Source organism: Paenibacillus farraposensis, from assembly GCF_020736845.1.
Classification (GTDB): Bacteria; Bacillota; Bacilli; order Paenibacillales; family Paenibacillaceae; genus Paenibacillus; species Paenibacillus farraposensis.
Genome location: NZ_JAFFQR010000029.1, coordinates 209,453 through 226,129, shown reverse-complemented (window position 1 = coordinate 226,129; position 16,677 = coordinate 209,453). Strand labels below are relative to the sequence as shown.

The following is a 16,677-nucleotide window of genomic DNA, read 5'->3' as shown; positions in this document are numbered from 1 at the left end:
TACTTTCATTAACATGACTGTCTTTTTAATAAATATAAGGGTAATACATTCCTTTCCTATTTATTAAAGCTGGAATGTATCACTAACACTATTCATTTGATATATTATTTCTTGGATTTTTTAATAGAAAGTCAGGCTGCTTTATGATTATTTTCACCTTGTGCTTCTAAACCAAGATTCTTAGGAAGAATGAAAGATGCTAGCATCCCTACGAACAATATTAATGCCATAACATACATAGCTCCTTTTTGGGAACCTGAGATTGAAATAAAAATTCCAGCAAGATAAGGACCAGCAAATCCACCAAATGCTGAAGTAAATCCTGTTATCCCCCTAGCTGCACCTTCAACTTCTTTGGAGAAAATAAGAGTAGGTATTGTATGAAAACTAGGCATAAAAGCCTGTATAAAAAAGCCAGCTACACACATTAAAACGATGTACAAAGCGGCATTTGTACTATTAGAAAAAAGACCTAAAATAGCTAGAGCAATAGCAAACAACAGTAGCGGTATCCCTGTGCTAAGGCGGCGCTGCTTTATTTTCGCTGTTAATCTAGACCATACTGCCAATCCTAAAATAGCAGCAATCGATGGAAGTGCACTTAATAATCCTACATTACCAATACCTGCATGCGTAACAGACTGAATAGCTGTTGGCATCCAAGTAAAAAATCCGATCTGACCGAATACCGCACAAAAGCCAACGATACTCAAAACCCAGCTATACTTATTTCTTAATAGATAACCTAAAATAGGCAGAAGCTTATCCCCACTTACATTATTGCCCCCATCTTTCATTAAAGCACTCTGTTCCTTTTGAATGGTTGTAGTAATATATTCTTTTTCTTCTTTGCTTAACCATCTAGCTTGTTCTGGTCTGTCATACATTATAGCAAACCATATTCCACCAATTATTAAACTAATAACACCTAAAATCATAAACATCATTTGCCAATTGAACATTGCTATCAGAAATCCACCGATTGGTCCAGTAAGTGTTGCTGCTATGCCGGAGGCAGTAAACACAACGGCTATAGCCCGACTTCTTTCACCATCCTTTTCTGGAAACCAATAGGGTATAAGAGTCATGATGCCTGGTACAATAGCTCCCTCCGCAACACCAAGTAAAAATCTGAGTACTATAAGTTGCCAACCGTTTGTAACAAACCCTTGTAGAATAGTTATTACGCTCCAGCATATCGTTGAAAAGCCAAGAAATTTTTTGAGTTTTCCTTGTTGAGCAATGTGTCCACCGGAGATCTGTAAAATCATACCTCCAATACCCGCGACTCCACCCGCAATCCCAGCAACGCTTGCAGCAAAACCTAAATCCTTCAGCATTCCCCCAGGTAGGGCAATGCTTAGGAGTGAGTTACTTACAAATGAAAAAAAGCACATTAGAAATAATACAGGTAAAAAGTAAAGCCATCTTAACTTTGGTATTTTTTTTGTTTCAGACATTATAAACCCCCCTGTAATTTATACATCCTTAAATTCTTAAAGATTTAATTTTATCTTCATCGAAAATAAATAATATTTTTAGTACCCCTCCAAATTATTAATTGAAAGCGGTTTAGAAAACTTTTATAATAGTACGGCTGTCTCGTTAATCATTATCTATTTAACTTGTTATACATAATATTGTCTATATTTACCATCTTGATCAATATAATCGATAACAGGCCTGTTCGTTTTAAAATCGATATAAAGTGTACAACGCTTCTTGTCCTTTTCCCAGGAAAGATAAATTTCATCTTTGTTGGATTCTAATACCTTGAACTCCCCATTAAAGGCATCATAATCGTTTCTAAATCGAATAAGCTTTAATAATCTTTTGACTACTTTTTTTTCTAGAGATTTTTCAATCTCCATAAGACTATAGTTGTGACGGTTGATTTCTCTACCTTCTCCTGTTTCTCTAACTCTTTCATAGTCGTTTTCCCCTGCTAATAGTCCTACATAATATACCTGAGGTATCCCTGGAGTAAAGAATTGAATCGCTCTCGCTGAAATATAGGCATCATCATCATTATTTAGTACGGAGTAGTATGAGCATCTGATTTGATGGACATCAAATCCATCCTCCGACTTATGCTCGTCTGACAAAATTAGACTTAGGTTTGAACCTCTTTGGAGGCAAACATCTACCAATTTTCTAGCTTCTGTTGTATCAATAATATCATCTAAGTCTGGTTTTACTGGTATACCGTCATGGCAGTCCAGCATTGTAAACTGATTATGTGGTCGATTCTTAAGATAATCAATAAGAGCTATACTGGATTTATTGATTAAAGTATCCAAAATTCGATAAGGTAAAATAAAATCGTAGATCCAACATCCATGCTCGGACAGCTTATTTTGGATAGTGTAATGTGAATGAACTTCTGGTAATATTTCAATATCTAATGACTTAGCCAGTTCTAAGACCCAATCAAGGAACTCATAGATTTCGGGTTCTACAAAAAAACAACTTGTTCCCAATTTTTTAATAACATAGCCAACCGCATCCAGACGGACAATCTTCACATTATTTTCCTTAAAATTTAAAAAGAAGTCCGTAATTAGCTGTTTTACCCTTTTTGACTTAATATCTAAATCAATTTGTTCTGAAGGATCCGTCTTTCCAAATGTCGTCCATACCTTTTCTTCCTCACCAGTTTCCTCAATTGTAAAAGTAGAATATGGTAGAGAACGTCGTAGGAACATTTTATTAATGTCATCCTGAACAGGATTTCCATCTTCCCAAACCTTATCTAATGTAATAAACAAATCTACATATTCAGATTTTCTCCCTTTTTTTAGGAAATCCTGAAAATATTCAGATTGTCTAGATATATGATTAACCATCAAATCTACTAAAACATCAAAGTTTTCGCCAATAGCTTTAATATCCTTCCAAGTCCCAAAGGCCGGTTCAATTTCTAAATAGGATAATGGAGCAAATCCCCGGTCTCCTGAAGAGGGAAACGGTGGAAGGATATGCACTCCTCCTTTAAAAATATCCGTAAAATAATTTAGAAGTACTTGATTAAGAGTCTTTAAATCACCTCCCAAAGAATCGGGGTAGGTAATTAACTGTACCTGATTTTTCACTGCCATTCGCGACACCTCCTATAATCCATACATATTTTTTATGACTTCAAGCTTTGGTAATGCTACGATTGCACCGGTATATTTTAACTTATAAGCACTTACAGCAAACCCTAACGTAAACGCTTCCCTAAGCGTATAGCCTTTCACAACAGCTGCATAAAATCCGGACCAGAAAGCATCCCCTGCTCCTGTCGTATCAATTACGTCTGTAGCTAATGTATTTAACTTCATGATTTCTTTTCCATTTGAGACAATTGCCCCGTCTTTACCTAAGGTCATAATGACAAGCTTTGCCCCAAATTTTAAAAACTTCTCAACCTGATTTTCATGAGTGTCTTTTCCGAACAATCTTTCTGCGTCATCCTCTGAAGGTTTGACGATGTCCACCTTTTTGAACATCGATTTTACGTACTCAACACCATCTTCTCCTTTATGCCAAATTTTCGGATGATAGTTTGGGTCAAAACATACTAAAACGTTTTTCTCTCTCGCACGCTCTATAACTTTTTCAATCGTATGACGAACGGGCTTCATAGAGATTGGCCAGCAGGAAAAATGAACAATCTTAGAATTATCTACAGCTTCTTCAAGCTCAGGAGTGTAAGCTAAATAATAGTCCGCTCCGCGATAAAAAATGGGAGTTGGCGTAGATTTGCTTTTCGAAACAACAACCATACTGGTAGAATAGTCTACTTGTTGAACACATGTAGTATCAATACCAGCTAATTGTAACTGATTAGTTAAAAATACTCCCATCCCATCTTTACCTAAAGCTGAGGCTACGAGAGAATGAATCCCTAATCTACTAACATTAACAGCAATATTAGAAGGAGATCCACCGAAAAATTTCTGATAAGTGTTAGATTTAGAATGATCATCATAATCAGTTGATATCATATCGATAAGAATTTCCCCAACTGTTAAGATGTCATTCCTTTTATGTTGAAAATTGATTTTATCATCCAGCTTATACATGTAGTTCCTCCAGATTTATTTAACTTTTATTACTTTTAATCTAGAGCCCACTTATCCAGCGTCCCGCCATTTTAATCCAATTGGAAACTTCAGGTTGAATGGTCCTTTCATTATCTAAAGCCATAGTTTCCTCAGTTCCAAGGGACAACCCATGCACCCCATTCGGGTAAATATGCATTTCCAAACTCACTTTATTCTTCAAAAGTGCATTAGCAAATAAAAAACTATTTTCGACAGGAACAGGCTCGTCTGTATACGTGTGCCACAAGAATGTTGGTGGAGTATCGGAAGAAACATATTTTTCTAATGACACTTGATGTAATTGCTCATTATAGTTATCACCTAACAAAGCTTTAAATGAACCCTCGTGTGCAAACGTACCAGATGTAATAACCGGGTAACTTAGTAAAATCCCGTTAGGTTTTATCATTTCATTTGGGATTCCCAGGGCTTTCGATAAAAAACTACTTTTCCAAAAAACTCCTAAACTAGCTGCCAAGTGGCCACCAGCTGAAAAACCAACCACAATGATTTTATTTTTGTCAACATGCCATTCCTCTGCTTTCTTCCTAGAAAGAGCAACTGCCATAGATAGTTCTAATAATGCTGTTGGAAAAGTAGCAGGGCGAACACTGTACCTTAATACACATGAATGAAATCCCATTGCATTCATTTTGATTGCTATAGGTTCTGCCTCCCGATCAGAAGTAAACTCATATCCACCACCTGGACATATAATGACCAGAGGGCGTTTTCGAGTATTATCTATTTCTGGAGAATTATCTAAAATATACGTATATAACTTAGACTCTGAATGTTCTGTACGTATATCAATAATTTCATGTATCAAATTCGACTCCTCCTCTAATTAACCATTTAATGCTCTGCTAAGTGCTTGAATGTACCCGTTTTTGGCATGCTGGCTGATTTCCGCATCCGGGACGATATGCTCAAAAGCATGAAAACATCCAGGATATAATTGAAATTCTACATCCACTCCTGCTTGAGCTAAACGTGCAACATAATCAATTGTTTCATCGCGGAAAGGATCTAGTTGACCTACACATGTATAGGTCGGTGGTAGTCCTTCCAAATTCTTCGCGCGGGTTGGTGCTGCGTAGGGAGAGATTTCACCATGAGCAGAATCCCCTAGATACATTTCCCAAGCCGATATGTTATTTGACCTGAACCAAACCGCATGGCTATCGGTAATTTCGTAGCTGGATGGTGTAATATTTCGATCATCAATCATTGGATATAATGGCATTTGAAAACATATAACTGGGCCCTTTCTATCGCGTGTCATTAATGCCAATGCAGCAGTTAATCCTCCACCTGCACTTCCTCCACCGATTGCAACCCTCATTGGATCAACATTCAATTCATTTGTTGTACTCGTCATCCATACCAATGTAGCATAGCAGTCTTCAATAGCTGCGGGATACGAATGCTCAGGGGCTAATCGGTAATCTGGTGAAACCACAATACAATTGACTGCTTGAACAATACTTTCACAAAGGCTGTCTTCACCATTAGGATGACCTAACACATATCCTCCTCCATGGCTCCAAAGAACAGCAGGTAATTCTTCTTTACTCCTCTGAACTGGTTCATAAATTTTAATCAACATTTCTTGTCCATCGCCACCAGGGATAAAACGTTCAGTAATTCTAACGTGTTCCGAATTCGCATTAGACGGAATGGGAATTTGCCTCGTTTTATCCAAATCCTGTGGAAGTTGAATGATTGGTACCGTTTTCAAATTTTCTCTTAATTCCGCTTTCACTCTATTTAAAAATTCCATAATATAAACATCCTTTCACTGAAATACCAACAACTATAAAGCGTTTTCATATTCATAATATATAAATGTAAAGCGTTTTGTATGTCAAACGGTTGTCATGAATCTTTCTTTTATCCTGATATCAAGAAAACGTATACTATGAAAGTATGATAACCGCTTGACACTCAATGTGTCAAGCGGTTATCATACGGTTTTTTTTAATAAAAGAAAATTAATATTGCTCTTTTAGGTAGAGAATAACAAAAAAAAGCCACTGTTAATTTTTAACCTGTAGCTTTTTGGAAAACTTAGTGTATTTACTTAAAAGACTGATTCCGTAATCACGGGGGGGATTTTAGGTTGCAAAAACATTTGTCGTTGAAGCACCCTCGACAAGTATGATATCTAGAGGCTTACATAAGTGAGAGGAAATTTCCTCATTTTTAATTTTCTTATCCAGTATTATAACTGCCCTTTCTGCCATTTTTGGTATAGACTGTTTTATAGTGGTTAATTGTGGAAGAAGATTTCTAACTGCTTCTGTTCCATCAAAACCAACTATTTTTAACTCTTCCGGGACATTTTTCCCTATTCTTACAGCTTTATTATATATGTTAGCAGCAATAATATCGTCACTTGCAAAAATACCATCCATATCAGGATTTTCATGAAAAACTTGCGAAATGACTTTATGATTTTCTTTAGCATTAAAAGTTTTATTGATTTCATAGATAATTGGCTTAAGACCGTAAGCTGTCATTATATCCTTGTATGCAGAGGTTCGTAAATGTGTAGGAGTATCTAATCTGCTCGGCCCACTAATATGAATAATCTTTTTACAACCTCTTTTAATCAAATGTTCCGTTGCCAATTTACCACCTAAATAATTGTCAGATGAAACAATTGGCGCTGAATTTGAAATATATTGATCTACAGCAACAATAGGTAAGCTTGTTGAAACTTGTTCAAAAATCCCTCTATTATGACTTCCAACAATAATTCCATCTACTTGATTTCGTTGGAGCATGTCTAAATACTTTTTTTCTTTATCCATATTATTTAAGCTATTACATAGAAATACTTTGTAGCCTAATTCCTCACATTTAATTTCAATATTATAAATTAACTCAGCAAAAAAGGGATTACTTACTGTAGGAAAAATTAATCCAATAATATTACTTTGTTTTGTAAATAATGACCTAGCCATTTCATTAGGGAAATAATTAATTTTTTCCATTGCATTATGAACACGTTTTCGAGTTTCTTCACTAATATAACCACGGTTATTCAACACTCTAGAAACAGTGGTTGGTGAAACACCGGCATGTTTAGCAACATCTTCTAATTTCGGTTTCGTTTTCATTTTCTTACTATCACCTCACATACATGACTAATCTTCTATATTGTTCTGAGGTTTATGTTAACCGATTGACATAAATAAAGTCAAACTTTGTAATCGATACAAAAGGGAATAATTTCATGGGTGTTATTTATGTTTGCTAATGATTAAGTTTTTGATGGATTGTCAAGCCAAGTGCGACAGTTCTTCTGAAAAGGATTCGTGAGCGGCCTTCCAGCCCAAGCATTGTCGTGGTCTGTGGTTGATGAGGTCTAATGCTTGTGCCAATTCATCTTCCCTCACTTGAGCGAAATCAGTCCCTTTGGGGAAAAATTCGCGTAAAAGGCCATTGGCGTTCTCGATCGAACCACATTGTCAGGAGGAATAGGGATCTGCAAAATACACCTGTACGCCATGAGGGGCTTCCAGGCTAGCATAACAGGCAAATTCTTTACCACGATCAACCGTAGCGGTTTGGAACACCTTTGCAGGATACTGCGAGGCCGCTACACCAAAGGCAATCGTACGGTCAGGCATTCGAATGGCGGTGTACAGACGCGTTTTGCGCTCGATGAACGTGGCCACGCAACCTTTTGCTTTTTCCACGGCCTGAGGGCGACGGTATCCAGTTCCCAATGACCGAACGTTTCTCGAGACCGCACCTCTTTTGGGCGCTGGGAGATCGGCTTGCCTACGGCAAACTTGCCGCGAGTCTCCGCAGGCTTCTGGCGCTTGCCTTTGTGCCGCAGGACGGTAAGTAGGCCCTTCATCAAAAGGCCTGTATACAGCCAGCGATAGATCGTTTTAAAGCATACGATTGCTTGTCCCTCCTGGCGCAACCGCTCTACGATCCGTCATATAAAAATCATACACTTTTAACCCTGTTAGAAGAAGAGAATTTATGTTGCGGTTCGATGATATTTTAAAGGAGGATTTATTCTGGAAAATAAGGATCTTTTAAAAGCAAATAGTGAGCTTTTTTAGTCAGAAAGTGATGGGATGCCGTTGTCTTGCCGGATAGACTTTGTTACCTATGATTCTACCCAGTTCAGCTTCAGTTCTCTCCTGTTAAAACAAAGATCAGAGCCAATGTGAGCTGTATATTTTAGCTTATGATTAAAAATAAAATCATAATTATTACTAAGGCTAGATATATGCTAGAAACCAGCTTTCCAATTTTAGCTCCAAGCTCTTCGGGTTTTTTATATCCAATGATTAAACTTGGAATAAAGAGAATACTAGATAGAAAAAGAGTGTAATGAAACCCAGTGTTATTGACATTAGACCAGGCAGGTAATCCTAAAAAGGAAAGCAACTTATCACCCAATATGTAATTGCCAAATTTAAAAGAGACAGCCATGCCAAGAAAAGCTAAAAGTAGTGAAAGTGTTCCCCATCCTATTTTCTTTTCGTTCCTTTTCAATAAGTTAAAGATGATTAGTAATATCGCAATTACTTGTATGCTGTAAGTCAATATTGATGAAAAAGATTGTTCCATGAAGCACCTCCTTGAAGTATTTGTCTTATGTATTATCATATGAAACAAAGTTGACAAAATAAGTATATTCTTTTGTAAAAATAATTGCTGGTAGCTCCTAACACATCTTTAAGAGCCACCAGCAAAAACTTTCTTATCGTTGCTGGAGCTGGACAACAAAACTTTATTGCCCGTAAAGGAGTCTCTTATGCATGTTCTCTCTGAGGTGATTTGATGCGCTGATCCGTCCCTTCTTCTGTACCCGGTGGTCGATTTCGCAGGCCAAGTACAACAAACCAGCTTATAATCGCAATGGCGACCATGATGACAAACAGGGAATGCAGACTGTTTTCCAATACAGAACGCAGTAATCCCGCTGTCTTGTCACTCAGATGTTGTGAAGCATGAGGTGCAAGCAGGCCATTAATATTCTCCTGTGTAATGCCCTGCTGCATAAGCTGTCCATCTGCTGTCTGGGCGGCAATGCGATAATTCAGCCATGAACCGAAGGCTGCAACTCCTATCGTTTGTCCCAGCGTTCGCAGGAACGTATTCAATGCGGTAGAAGCACCGCGCAGCTGGAACCCGACCGAGGACTGGGCAATAATTGTAAACACGGTCATCGAGAAGCCAAAGCCCAATCCGTACAATAATGTAGACAAAAAGAGCAGCCAGATCGGTGATGCTTGTCCCATCAAGGTCATTACGAAGGCACCTAATACAATCAAGATCAGTCCGATCAACGAGATTCGACGCGAGCCTAGTGTCAGTAAAATGCGCCCTCCGATCATGGAGCCAAACAGCCAGCCTACCGACATCGGAGCCAGTGCCAAACCGGATGAAGCGGCATCTCCACCGTGCACGCCTTGAATCCATAATGGAAGATAGCTGGTCAGCCCGATGAGCAAGGTGCTGACCAGCAGTGCGGCGGCGCAGGAAAAAGCGATATCCCGTATCCGGAATAGCTTTAGGGGCACCATCGGTTCCTGAGCGCGTTTTTCAATAACCAAAAACAGAATTAGGAACAACATAGCTACGGCAGCCAAGGCCAGCAATTCAGGAGAAGCCCAGCTAATATACTGCCCGCCTAGTGCCAATACGAGCAAGAGGGCCGTCATCCCGATGGTAAAGGTAATCGCTCCCGGTACGTCGACGCGCGCAACACGCTTGCTTACCTGCTCCTGCAGATAGCGGGCGATGAAGAACATCGCAACCAAGCCAAAGGGAATGTTAAAGCCGAAAATCCATTCCCAGCCAAAATAGGTAACCACATAGCCGCCCAAGAGAGGGCCGATCAGGGAAGAAATCCCCCATACCGAGCTGATCATCCCCTGAACTTTGGGGCGTTCCTCCATTTTGTATATATCCCCGATGATTGTAAAGGTAACGGGAATGACACCGCCCGCTCCAATCCCCTGGATAGCCCGATACAAAATAAGCTGCTCCATACTGCCAGCCAGCATGCAAAGCAAAGATCCAAGCGCAAACAACGAGCAGCCGACCAAAAAAATCGGTTTGCGGCCAAATAAATCGCTTAGTTTGCCAAAAATAGGTGTGGTTACAGCCATCGTCAGCAAATATGCCGTAAAAATCCAACTGAGCAGATTCACACTGCCCAGTGCACTAACAATCGTCGGCCCTGCCGGGCCAATAACCGTTCCTTCAATCGCGGCCAGAAAAGTGGCTAGCAGAACACCTGTCAGCACAAGTCCGCGCTTCATGGGTTTATCTTGTCCCAAGCAAATCACAAATCCTTTCCTTGTATAAACTGTGTTGTACCTGTACGATTCCCCTGCACAGAACGGTCTTGCCCGCACTGCATAATGGTAAACAGGCGGCCTATATAGGCCGCCTGTTGTATGCGATGTACATATTATTTTCTAACATACACTCAATTATTGTCAACTGTAATCGTATGATAAATTCCACTATTTTCTGCTTCAAGATGCCCCTCTTCCATGTACAGAACATGGCTGGCAAAGCTTTCGGCTACCTGCATATCATGGGTGATGATCAGGAAGGCTGCACCTTCGGCAGACTGCTCTGCACACATACGTAGCAGCATGTCCACCCCTTCGTAATCCGTGCCGGCCGTAGGCTCATCCAAAATGTACAGCTTTTTAGGCAGGATGAACTGTGCTGCAACGCTCAGGAGCTTTTTTTCGCCTCCACTCAGCAAATACGGGGAGGCATCCAGCCTGTGATCCAGTCTGGCGGCGGTCAGCAAGCTTCGTGCCCGTTCCTCATACGCAGTGGGGATCGGCTCTCCGGTGCGTAAACCAAGCTTGGCACGTACGCTGTACAAGCACTCCTCCCACACCGTTGCTGCCGCAAACTGGTGCTCCGGCTGCTGAAACACGTAGCCAATCCCGGCGGCCAGCTGGTGAATCGGCAGCTTCGCCATATCCTGCCCCTGCCACCACATGCACTTCATGGGGGCAGGCAGCAGGCCCATGAGCAGCTTGCCAAGCGTGGTTTTGCCGGAACCGTTCTCGCCCAGCAGAACGGCTCGTTCGCCAGCCGCAAGGGCAAGGCTCACGCCCTTCAGCGCTGCCCGCTGGCTGCCGGGATAGGTGAAGGTCAGCCCCTTCACCTCCAGCAACGGCTGCCCGGTGCGCTCAGCCGCCGAGCCGGGCCTCGCCTCCGGCTCCTGCGGCGCTTCTCCCCTCCTGGCATGTGAGGGGAGAAGCCCCCAGGCGGCCAGCTGCGCAGCATGCTCGCGCAGCAGCGTTTCCGGCGGGCCTTGCAGCTGTACGGTCCCGCCCTTCAGGACGATGACACGCTGCGCTGCCCGCGCGGCATCGTCCATACGGCCGGACGCGGTGACCACCGTCCGGCCTGCGGCATGGAGCCGCCGGCATAGCAGGGCGAAGTCTCGTACAGCCGGCGGGTCCAACTGCGCCGCGGCGTCGTCGAACACGACGAGCGGCGTTTCCAGCGCCAGCACCGCAGCAATGGTGGTGCGTTGGCGCTGTCCTCCCGAGAGGCGGCACACGAAGGAGCCGCGCTCGGACGCGAGGTCGACGGCCTCCAGCGCTGCAGCAAGGCGCTGCGCTATGTCTGCCGGAGGCACGCGCAGGTTCTCCGGTCCGAAGGCAATCTCGTCTTCGACGATGCCCTGCACCAGTTGGGCATCGGGGTCCTGAAGCACGACCCCGATGGTGGATGCGACCTCAGCCAGGTCAGCCTTGCCTGGGTCCATGCCGTACACGGTCAATTCCCCGGTCCGTTCGCCCTCACCGGAACGGTACAATCCGCCATGAAGCAGTTGGCACAGCGTAGACTTTCCACTTCCGCTAGCGCCAACAATCGCTACATGCTCGCCCGCCTTAATATCGAGCGTCAAGCCATGTAACGCCGGCTCCGCCTGATCATCATAACGGAAGCCAAACTCCTTCAAGGACACGGCTATATGACATCCAGCCTCATAATCGCTATGTTCATTCATAACTATGTTACCCTCAGTCCCCATTCTTGAAGGATACATTCTCGTACACAGTCACGGCTATGCACGCGAAGCGCGTCCCAGTTCAAAGCGTTTTAACAACCCAGTCCGATTCAAGCCATCACCCAACACTTTGGTGAGCAGGCCGCATAGAAACATACCGCTGAGGATACGCACAATCAGTGTAATTGCAAGTACCTTCCAGCCCCAATGCATGTAGCCAAACATATTGGCTGCCACGATAAACCACAACGGAACCATGGCACCGCCCGCAAGCAGCAACGAAGCCGTATTCCAGCGCCGATAACGCAACAAGGCAAATACCAACTCAGCAACGATCATGTAGCAGACAGCCGCCGCGATTATAGCTGCGATTCCGTAAGCAGAGCCCATGAAGGACTGTACCACGGCCCCGAATGAATAAGCAATCACCGCCGTCCCCGGCTTACGAATAATATAGTAGGCCAGTAACCCGTATACCATGTATAGTCCGACAATCACGGAAGTTGCAATAGGACCCCCCAGGCTGTTTAACGTTTTGTTAATCATCGACAAATAAACGGTCATGACACCGTTCAACGTTGCCAACATCGCCATTAGTACGATATCCAGCGTCGTAAATTTTGTGAAAATACGAGATTCCTTCATATGTATTTTCAGAACTCCTCTCCATTGTCTACTTGTTTAAGATAACAGCCCGATTTCTGTACAAGCTGCTACTGTATAAATGTATTCACCCGCGCTCTTATTGTCAACCATAACTTATTTGACAAGTTGACAATAAAAACAACAAAAGTAGTTGCCGTTTATAAGCTCCACCATAAAACAGCCGTAGCTATTACAGCAATCACAGCATATATATAACCGGAGCGGCCATTGTCCAGCGTACGAAGATAGGTACGGTCTGCATAAGCCCCAAAGCCTTTTCCCTCCATAGCCAGCGCAGTCTGCTGTACCCGTCTTACCGCATTTACCAGCACTGCAGCCGCATATCCGCTCCAATAGGCCAACCGGTTTCTCAATCCTCGTGGCGGTTGCTGTCCGCGCACCCGTCGTGCCGCCATAATAGTACGTCCTTCTTCTTCCAGCAAAGGCAAAAAGGTCAGCGCCACCGAAATACCAAACGCGAACCGGTAAGGAACACGCCAACGCAGATTCAAAGACTGTACAAAATCTCTGGGATCGGTGGTCGAAAGGTAGATATATGAGGCCAAAAACAGCACAAAAATTCGCAGCGTTAACGCCCCTGCGATATCCAGTCCTTCTACCGTGATTACAATCGGCCCCCAGGACATCAATAGATATCCTTCTCGAACGGCCATAATAGACAGTATAAAATACGGAATACCCAAACCAATCAGAAACGACATAGTCCGCAGTTGGCGTACCAGGGTCAATCGTGCCCCCAGTTTGGCTACAGCAATCAGTACAACCAATAGCGCCGCTTCATGCAGCGTTGTATCCCACGCCATCGACAGCAGGCTGAAGCATCCCACCCATATCAGCTTGCTTAGCGGCCCCAGCCTGTGCAGCGGCGAAGACCCGCCATTATACTGAAACAGCATTGGGTTTCGCCTCCAGTCTGAGCCACTCCTCATGCAGTAAAGAATACATCAGCATATCCTTAAAGCCTGTAGAGGTATGCTGCACCTGCCGCAGCAGCCCTTCCTGTGTCCAGCCCATGGATAACAGCAAGGCTTGAGAGCCAGTATTGCGCGGGTCCACCAGTGCTTCTATCCGGTTCAACTGTATCGTGTCATACCCGAATGACATTACCAGCCGCAAAGCCTCGGTCATGTAGCCCTGTCGCCAGTAGGGCTTGGCCAGCTCATAGCCGATTTCGGCTTTATACGCCCCTTCTGTCTGCCAATAATTAAAGCCGCAGCTTCCGACCAGCTTTCCGTTCTCTTTCAGTTCAACCCCCCAACGCAGTGCGTCCTCTGACTTTGCCAGTTCATTCAACAACCCAATCATATCTTCTGCATCTTCACGTCCAGACATGCCGGAAAGATTCATATAACGACGAACCTCAGGATCAGACCAGCACATGAACATCGCAGCTGCATCCGCGGATTCCAGCCTGCGCAGGCGAAGACGCGGGCTTTCCAGCAGTGGTATATGGCCCTTACATGTATATGCACACATGTTCCATCATCCTTCCAGCACCAAAATAACAATAAATATACGCTACATTTAAGCATACACCTCCAACAAACACAACCTTCTTCAAAGCGGAGAAGCTTTTTTATTTTTCCGAAAATGAGTGGTTGATAAAGAGATTAGACTCCAGTGAGTCCCCGAGAGGTTACAGACGAATTTTCCTCTTGACTGAATGTATACAATCGTTATATCTTAAATTAATTAACCAATGGTAAAAGCAACTTGCATAGTTACCTTTATTTGGGGATATATACAACAGATATTGTAAAAATTCATTGTTAGGAGTGTGGACTCTACATGTTTCAAGCTATCCCTTACGAAGGAACACGTCAGGAACAATTCGAATCCGTTCTCGGACAACTCCGGGCACTTGTTCACGATGAATCCAATGCGATTGCTAATCTGGCGAACGCTTCTGCGTTACTGGGCCATTTTCTCCCGGATATTAACTGGAGCGGCTTCTATCTTTATGATGGCACCGAGCTTGTACTTGGTCCTTTCCAGGGCTTACCCGCATGTATTCGGATTCCTCTGGGACGCGGTGTATGCGGTACAGCCGCGGCAGAACAGCGAACACTCGTCGTAGACGATGTGCATGCATTTCCAGGACATATCGCCTGTGACGCTGCTTCCAATAGCGAAATCGTAATCCCCTTGATCAAGAACGGGGAACTGATTGGTGTGCTGGACATTGACAGCCCGCTAAAAGGTCGCTTTGACGACGAAGATCGTGTATTCCTAGAGGAATTTACGTCTATTCTCGTATCCAGTCTGTAACTCAAGTTGTGCATATATATGGTCTTCCTTCGCCACAATATATGAGGGTCTATAACCCCGCAACTATCCGGCAAAAGGAGATTGATGATCAATGTATAACAACATGGCTCCACAACAACAACTTCATCAATGTGAACAGATTATCCAGCAACTGGTCCAGCAAACGCAGCAAGGAACTGCGATGTACCAACAACTGCTGCAGCAGGAGCAACAAAATGCAACCAGTCTTGAAGACCTGGTGCAACGTGAACGCAACGCAGCTCAGATGATCCAGACTGCCATCCAGCACCACCAACAAGCCTTACAGCAATACCAGCAAGTCATTCATTTGTGCAGCCAACTGGAAAACACCATGCGCTCCAGCAGCCAAATGACTCAGCCTGGATTTGGCAATAACTATGCCTCCCGCAGTATGCAGCCCTCCTCTTATGGTGCAGGAAGCCATACGGGGCAAAGCTTTCCGCAACACATGGGTATGACCGGGCAGCATACAGGCAGTGGTAACATGCAACAAATACGGTAGCATCAGTCAACAAGACATGAGACACAGCAGCATGTAAAGCTTCTTTGCATACCAAAGGGGTGAATAGTAGCCCTCGGATTGGCGGCTGTTCATCCCTTTTCATACTCTTCACTTTTTTTTCACACTAAAATCCTTATGCAGGCAATCCACTCTTTGATTTGAACCTTTCTGATGAGTACATCGCAAAATGAAAATCGATATTCATCATCAACTTGAAAATATTCAAACATATTATGGAGTCTTTTTGTATACTTTTCAATTTTTAACTTAATATATGCGATTGCTCCTCTAAGCCTATTCTTTTTTGTCTTCTTCATTTAGTATTATAAGTATATATGAAAAGGAGGTTATCTTTTGAAAAGTACAGGTATGACACGTCCCCTAGATGCGTTAGGCCGTATCGTCATTCCCAAGGAAATGCGAATTGCGATGGATTACAATGTCGGTGATCCTGTTGAGATTTTTGCCGATGAGGAAACCGGCACTCTCGCCTTTCGAAAATATACCGGAGTGACGTGTAAAATGTGTGGTTCAACTGAGCAATTGACTTATTTTCGAGACTGTTTTATCTGCAAGGAATGTATTGAGAGTTTAAAGGATGGTACGTTTGCGAATCCTATCACAAGACCGGTAAAATCCGCTTTATCCAGCAGAAATCGGTTTGATAAGCAGTCAAAGCGTCTGCGCCGGTCGACACAGCAGATGATCGAAAGCCTCAAAGAGCTAATGCAAAAGCAGCCCAATGCAGCACAGCACGAATATGCCAAAATACTCGAAGTTTCCCAGGCCCGTATATCCCAGCTCAAAAAATTGCTCTAAATGCAGCTTGATATCCTACATAGGTATACATCAGAGATTCATCATGTACAGCTACTTTTGAACCGTGATACGCAAGCACCTTAGCTAACCGACAAAACATCATAGACAGCCATGGTGAGAATTCACAACCGTGCATAAAAACCACCGGATTATTTTCAGGGAATCCACCTGTATCCGGTGGCTTTTTATATCTTGCAGGACCCATATATTATAATCTCTTTCACTGCGGACATGTAGCGTTGAAGCTCTTGCGTCAATTTTATACGTAGCCATGGAACCTACCTTAT

Annotated in this window: 16 protein-coding genes and 1 pseudogene; 3 read left to right on the top strand and 14 right to left on the bottom strand. The window is 43.2% G+C overall.

All coding sequences use genetic code 11. From position 1 onward, the window contains the following. Nucleotides 1–131: 131 nt before the first annotated feature. The 13 genes and pseudogenes from JO375_RS06375 to JO375_RS06310 all read right to left on the bottom strand — a co-directional run bounded on the left by JO375_RS06375 (nucleotide 132) and on the right by JO375_RS06310 (nucleotide 14,256). Nucleotides 132–1,460, bottom strand: a complete 1,329-nt coding sequence (locus JO375_RS06375; protein ID WP_229523656.1) for an MFS transporter — start codon at nucleotides 1,458–1,460, stop codon at nucleotides 132–134. A 168-nt stretch (nucleotides 1,461–1,628) separates the two neighbouring features. After that, complete coding sequence (gene gtfA, locus JO375_RS06370) at nucleotides 1,629–3,098, bottom strand: sucrose phosphorylase (RefSeq protein ID WP_229523655.1); 1,470 nt, start codon at nucleotides 3,096–3,098, stop codon at nucleotides 1,629–1,631. Between the two features lie 12 nt (nucleotides 3,099–3,110). Continuing rightward, nucleotides 3,111–4,067: a carbohydrate kinase family protein gene (locus tag JO375_RS06365; RefSeq protein ID WP_229523654.1), complete on the bottom strand. Its 957-nt coding sequence runs from the start codon at nucleotides 4,065–4,067 to the stop codon at nucleotides 3,111–3,113. A gap of 40 nt (nucleotides 4,068–4,107) precedes the next feature. After that, entirely contained in the window at nucleotides 4,108–4,917 is an 810-nt protein-coding gene (locus tag JO375_RS06360) for an alpha/beta hydrolase (protein ID WP_229523653.1), read from the bottom strand. 18 nt (nucleotides 4,918–4,935) lie between these two features. After that, complete coding sequence (locus JO375_RS06355) at nucleotides 4,936–5,871, bottom strand: alpha/beta hydrolase (RefSeq protein WP_229523652.1); 936 nt, start codon at nucleotides 5,869–5,871, stop codon at nucleotides 4,936–4,938. 334 nt (nucleotides 5,872–6,205) lie between these two features. Next, complete coding sequence (locus JO375_RS06350; RefSeq protein WP_229523651.1) at nucleotides 6,206–7,213, bottom strand: LacI family DNA-binding transcriptional regulator; 1,008 nt, start codon at nucleotides 7,211–7,213, stop codon at nucleotides 6,206–6,208. 162 nt (nucleotides 7,214–7,375) lie between these two features. Next, nucleotides 7,376–8,043: pseudogene (locus tag JO375_RS06345) on the bottom strand (IS30 family transposase); the annotation flags it as partial. Between the two features lie 251 nt (nucleotides 8,044–8,294). Further along, entirely contained in the window at nucleotides 8,295–8,687 is a 393-nt protein-coding gene (locus tag JO375_RS06340; protein ID WP_229523650.1) for a hypothetical protein, read from the bottom strand. Nucleotides 8,688–8,872: 185 nt separating this feature from the next. Next, the gene (locus tag JO375_RS06335) at nucleotides 8,873–10,387 is read right to left on the bottom strand and encodes an MDR family MFS transporter (protein ID WP_229523649.1); all 1,515 of its coding nucleotides are present in this window, start codon (nucleotides 10,385–10,387) and stop codon (nucleotides 8,873–8,875) included. 170 nt (nucleotides 10,388–10,557) lie between these two features. Continuing rightward, nucleotides 10,558–12,114: an ABC transporter ATP-binding protein gene (locus JO375_RS24730; RefSeq protein ID WP_322098701.1), complete on the bottom strand. Its 1,557-nt coding sequence runs from the start codon at nucleotides 12,112–12,114 to the stop codon at nucleotides 10,558–10,560. Between the two features lie 57 nt (nucleotides 12,115–12,171). Further along, complete coding sequence (locus tag JO375_RS06320) at nucleotides 12,172–12,759, bottom strand: ECF transporter S component (protein ID WP_229523648.1); 588 nt, start codon at nucleotides 12,757–12,759, stop codon at nucleotides 12,172–12,174. 158 nt (nucleotides 12,760–12,917) lie between these two features. Then, the gene (locus tag JO375_RS06315) at nucleotides 12,918–13,676 is read right to left on the bottom strand and encodes an energy-coupling factor transporter transmembrane component T family protein (RefSeq protein ID WP_229523647.1); all 759 of its coding nucleotides are present in this window, start codon (nucleotides 13,674–13,676) and stop codon (nucleotides 12,918–12,920) included. Continuing rightward, on the bottom strand, nucleotides 13,660–14,256 hold the full coding sequence (locus JO375_RS06310; protein WP_229523646.1) for a GNAT family N-acetyltransferase: 597 nt from the start codon (nucleotides 14,254–14,256) through the stop codon (nucleotides 13,660–13,662). The genes JO375_RS06315 and JO375_RS06310 overlap by 17 nt, the downstream gene beginning before the upstream one ends. A gap of 312 nt (nucleotides 14,257–14,568) precedes the next feature. Here JO375_RS06310 and JO375_RS06305 point away from each other — a divergent pair, with 312 nt between their 5' ends. The 3 genes from JO375_RS06305 (at nucleotide 14,569) to JO375_RS06295 (ending at nucleotide 16,390) form a co-directional block, all read left to right on the top strand. Then, entirely contained in the window at nucleotides 14,569–15,048 is a 480-nt protein-coding gene (locus JO375_RS06305; protein WP_229523645.1) for a GAF domain-containing protein, read from the top strand. Between the two features lie 91 nt (nucleotides 15,049–15,139). Next, entirely contained in the window at nucleotides 15,140–15,571 is a 432-nt protein-coding gene (locus JO375_RS06300) for a hypothetical protein (protein WP_229523644.1), read from the top strand. Between the two features lie 354 nt (nucleotides 15,572–15,925). After that, a complete protein-coding gene (locus tag JO375_RS06295) occupies nucleotides 15,926–16,390 on the top strand; it encodes an AbrB/MazE/SpoVT family DNA-binding domain-containing protein (protein ID WP_229523643.1) in 465 nt (154 codons plus the stop codon). On the opposite strand, the gene JO375_RS06290 is transcribed toward JO375_RS06295, so the two are convergent. Beyond that, nucleotides 16,374–16,595, bottom strand: coding sequence for a hypothetical protein (locus JO375_RS06290; protein ID WP_229523642.1), 222 nt, complete (start codon nucleotides 16,593–16,595; stop codon nucleotides 16,374–16,376). The genes JO375_RS06295 and JO375_RS06290 overlap by 17 nt on opposite strands. Between the last annotated feature and the right edge of the window lie 82 nt (nucleotides 16,596–16,677).

What these genes read in the sequence shown, in the direction of transcription:
- JO375_RS06340 (WP_229523650.1), bottom strand. Translation starts at nt 8,687, where the DNA reads ATGGAACAATCTTTTTCATCAATATTGACTTACAGCATACAAGTAATT.
- JO375_RS06375 (WP_229523656.1), bottom strand. Translation starts at nt 1,460, where the DNA reads ATGTCTGAAACAAAAAAAATACCAAAGTTAAGATGGCTTTACTTTTTA.
- JO375_RS06335 (WP_229523649.1), bottom strand. Translation starts at nt 10,387, where the DNA reads ATGAAGCGCGGACTTGTGCTGACAGGTGTTCTGCTAGCCACTTTTCTG.
- JO375_RS06310 (WP_229523646.1), bottom strand. Translation starts at nt 14,256, where the DNA reads ATGTGTGCATATACATGTAAGGGCCATATACCACTGCTGGAAAGCCCG.
- JO375_RS24730 (WP_322098701.1), bottom strand. Translation starts at nt 12,114, where the DNA reads ATGAATGAACATAGCGATTATGAGGCTGGATGTCATATAGCCGTGTCC.
- JO375_RS06305 (WP_229523645.1), top strand. Translation starts at nt 14,569, where the DNA reads ATGTTTCAAGCTATCCCTTACGAAGGAACACGTCAGGAACAATTCGAA.
- JO375_RS06320 (WP_229523648.1), bottom strand. Translation starts at nt 12,759, where the DNA reads ATGAAGGAATCTCGTATTTTCACAAAATTTACGACGCTGGATATCGTA.
- JO375_RS06365 (WP_229523654.1), bottom strand. Translation starts at nt 4,067, where the DNA reads ATGTATAAGCTGGATGATAAAATCAATTTTCAACATAAAAGGAATGAC.
- gtfA (WP_229523655.1), bottom strand. Translation starts at nt 3,098, where the DNA reads ATGGCAGTGAAAAATCAGGTACAGTTAATTACCTACCCCGATTCTTTG.
- JO375_RS06355 (WP_229523652.1), bottom strand. Translation starts at nt 5,871, where the DNA reads ATGGAATTTTTAAATAGAGTGAAAGCGGAATTAAGAGAAAATTTGAAA.
- JO375_RS06350 (WP_229523651.1), bottom strand. Translation starts at nt 7,213, where the DNA reads ATGAAAACGAAACCGAAATTAGAAGATGTTGCTAAACATGCCGGTGTT.
- JO375_RS06300 (WP_229523644.1), top strand. Translation starts at nt 15,140, where the DNA reads ATGTATAACAACATGGCTCCACAACAACAACTTCATCAATGTGAACAG.
- JO375_RS06290 (WP_229523642.1), bottom strand. Translation starts at nt 16,595, where the DNA reads ATGGGTCCTGCAAGATATAAAAAGCCACCGGATACAGGTGGATTCCCT.
- JO375_RS06315 (WP_229523647.1), bottom strand. Translation starts at nt 13,676, where the DNA reads ATGCTGTTTCAGTATAATGGCGGGTCTTCGCCGCTGCACAGGCTGGGG.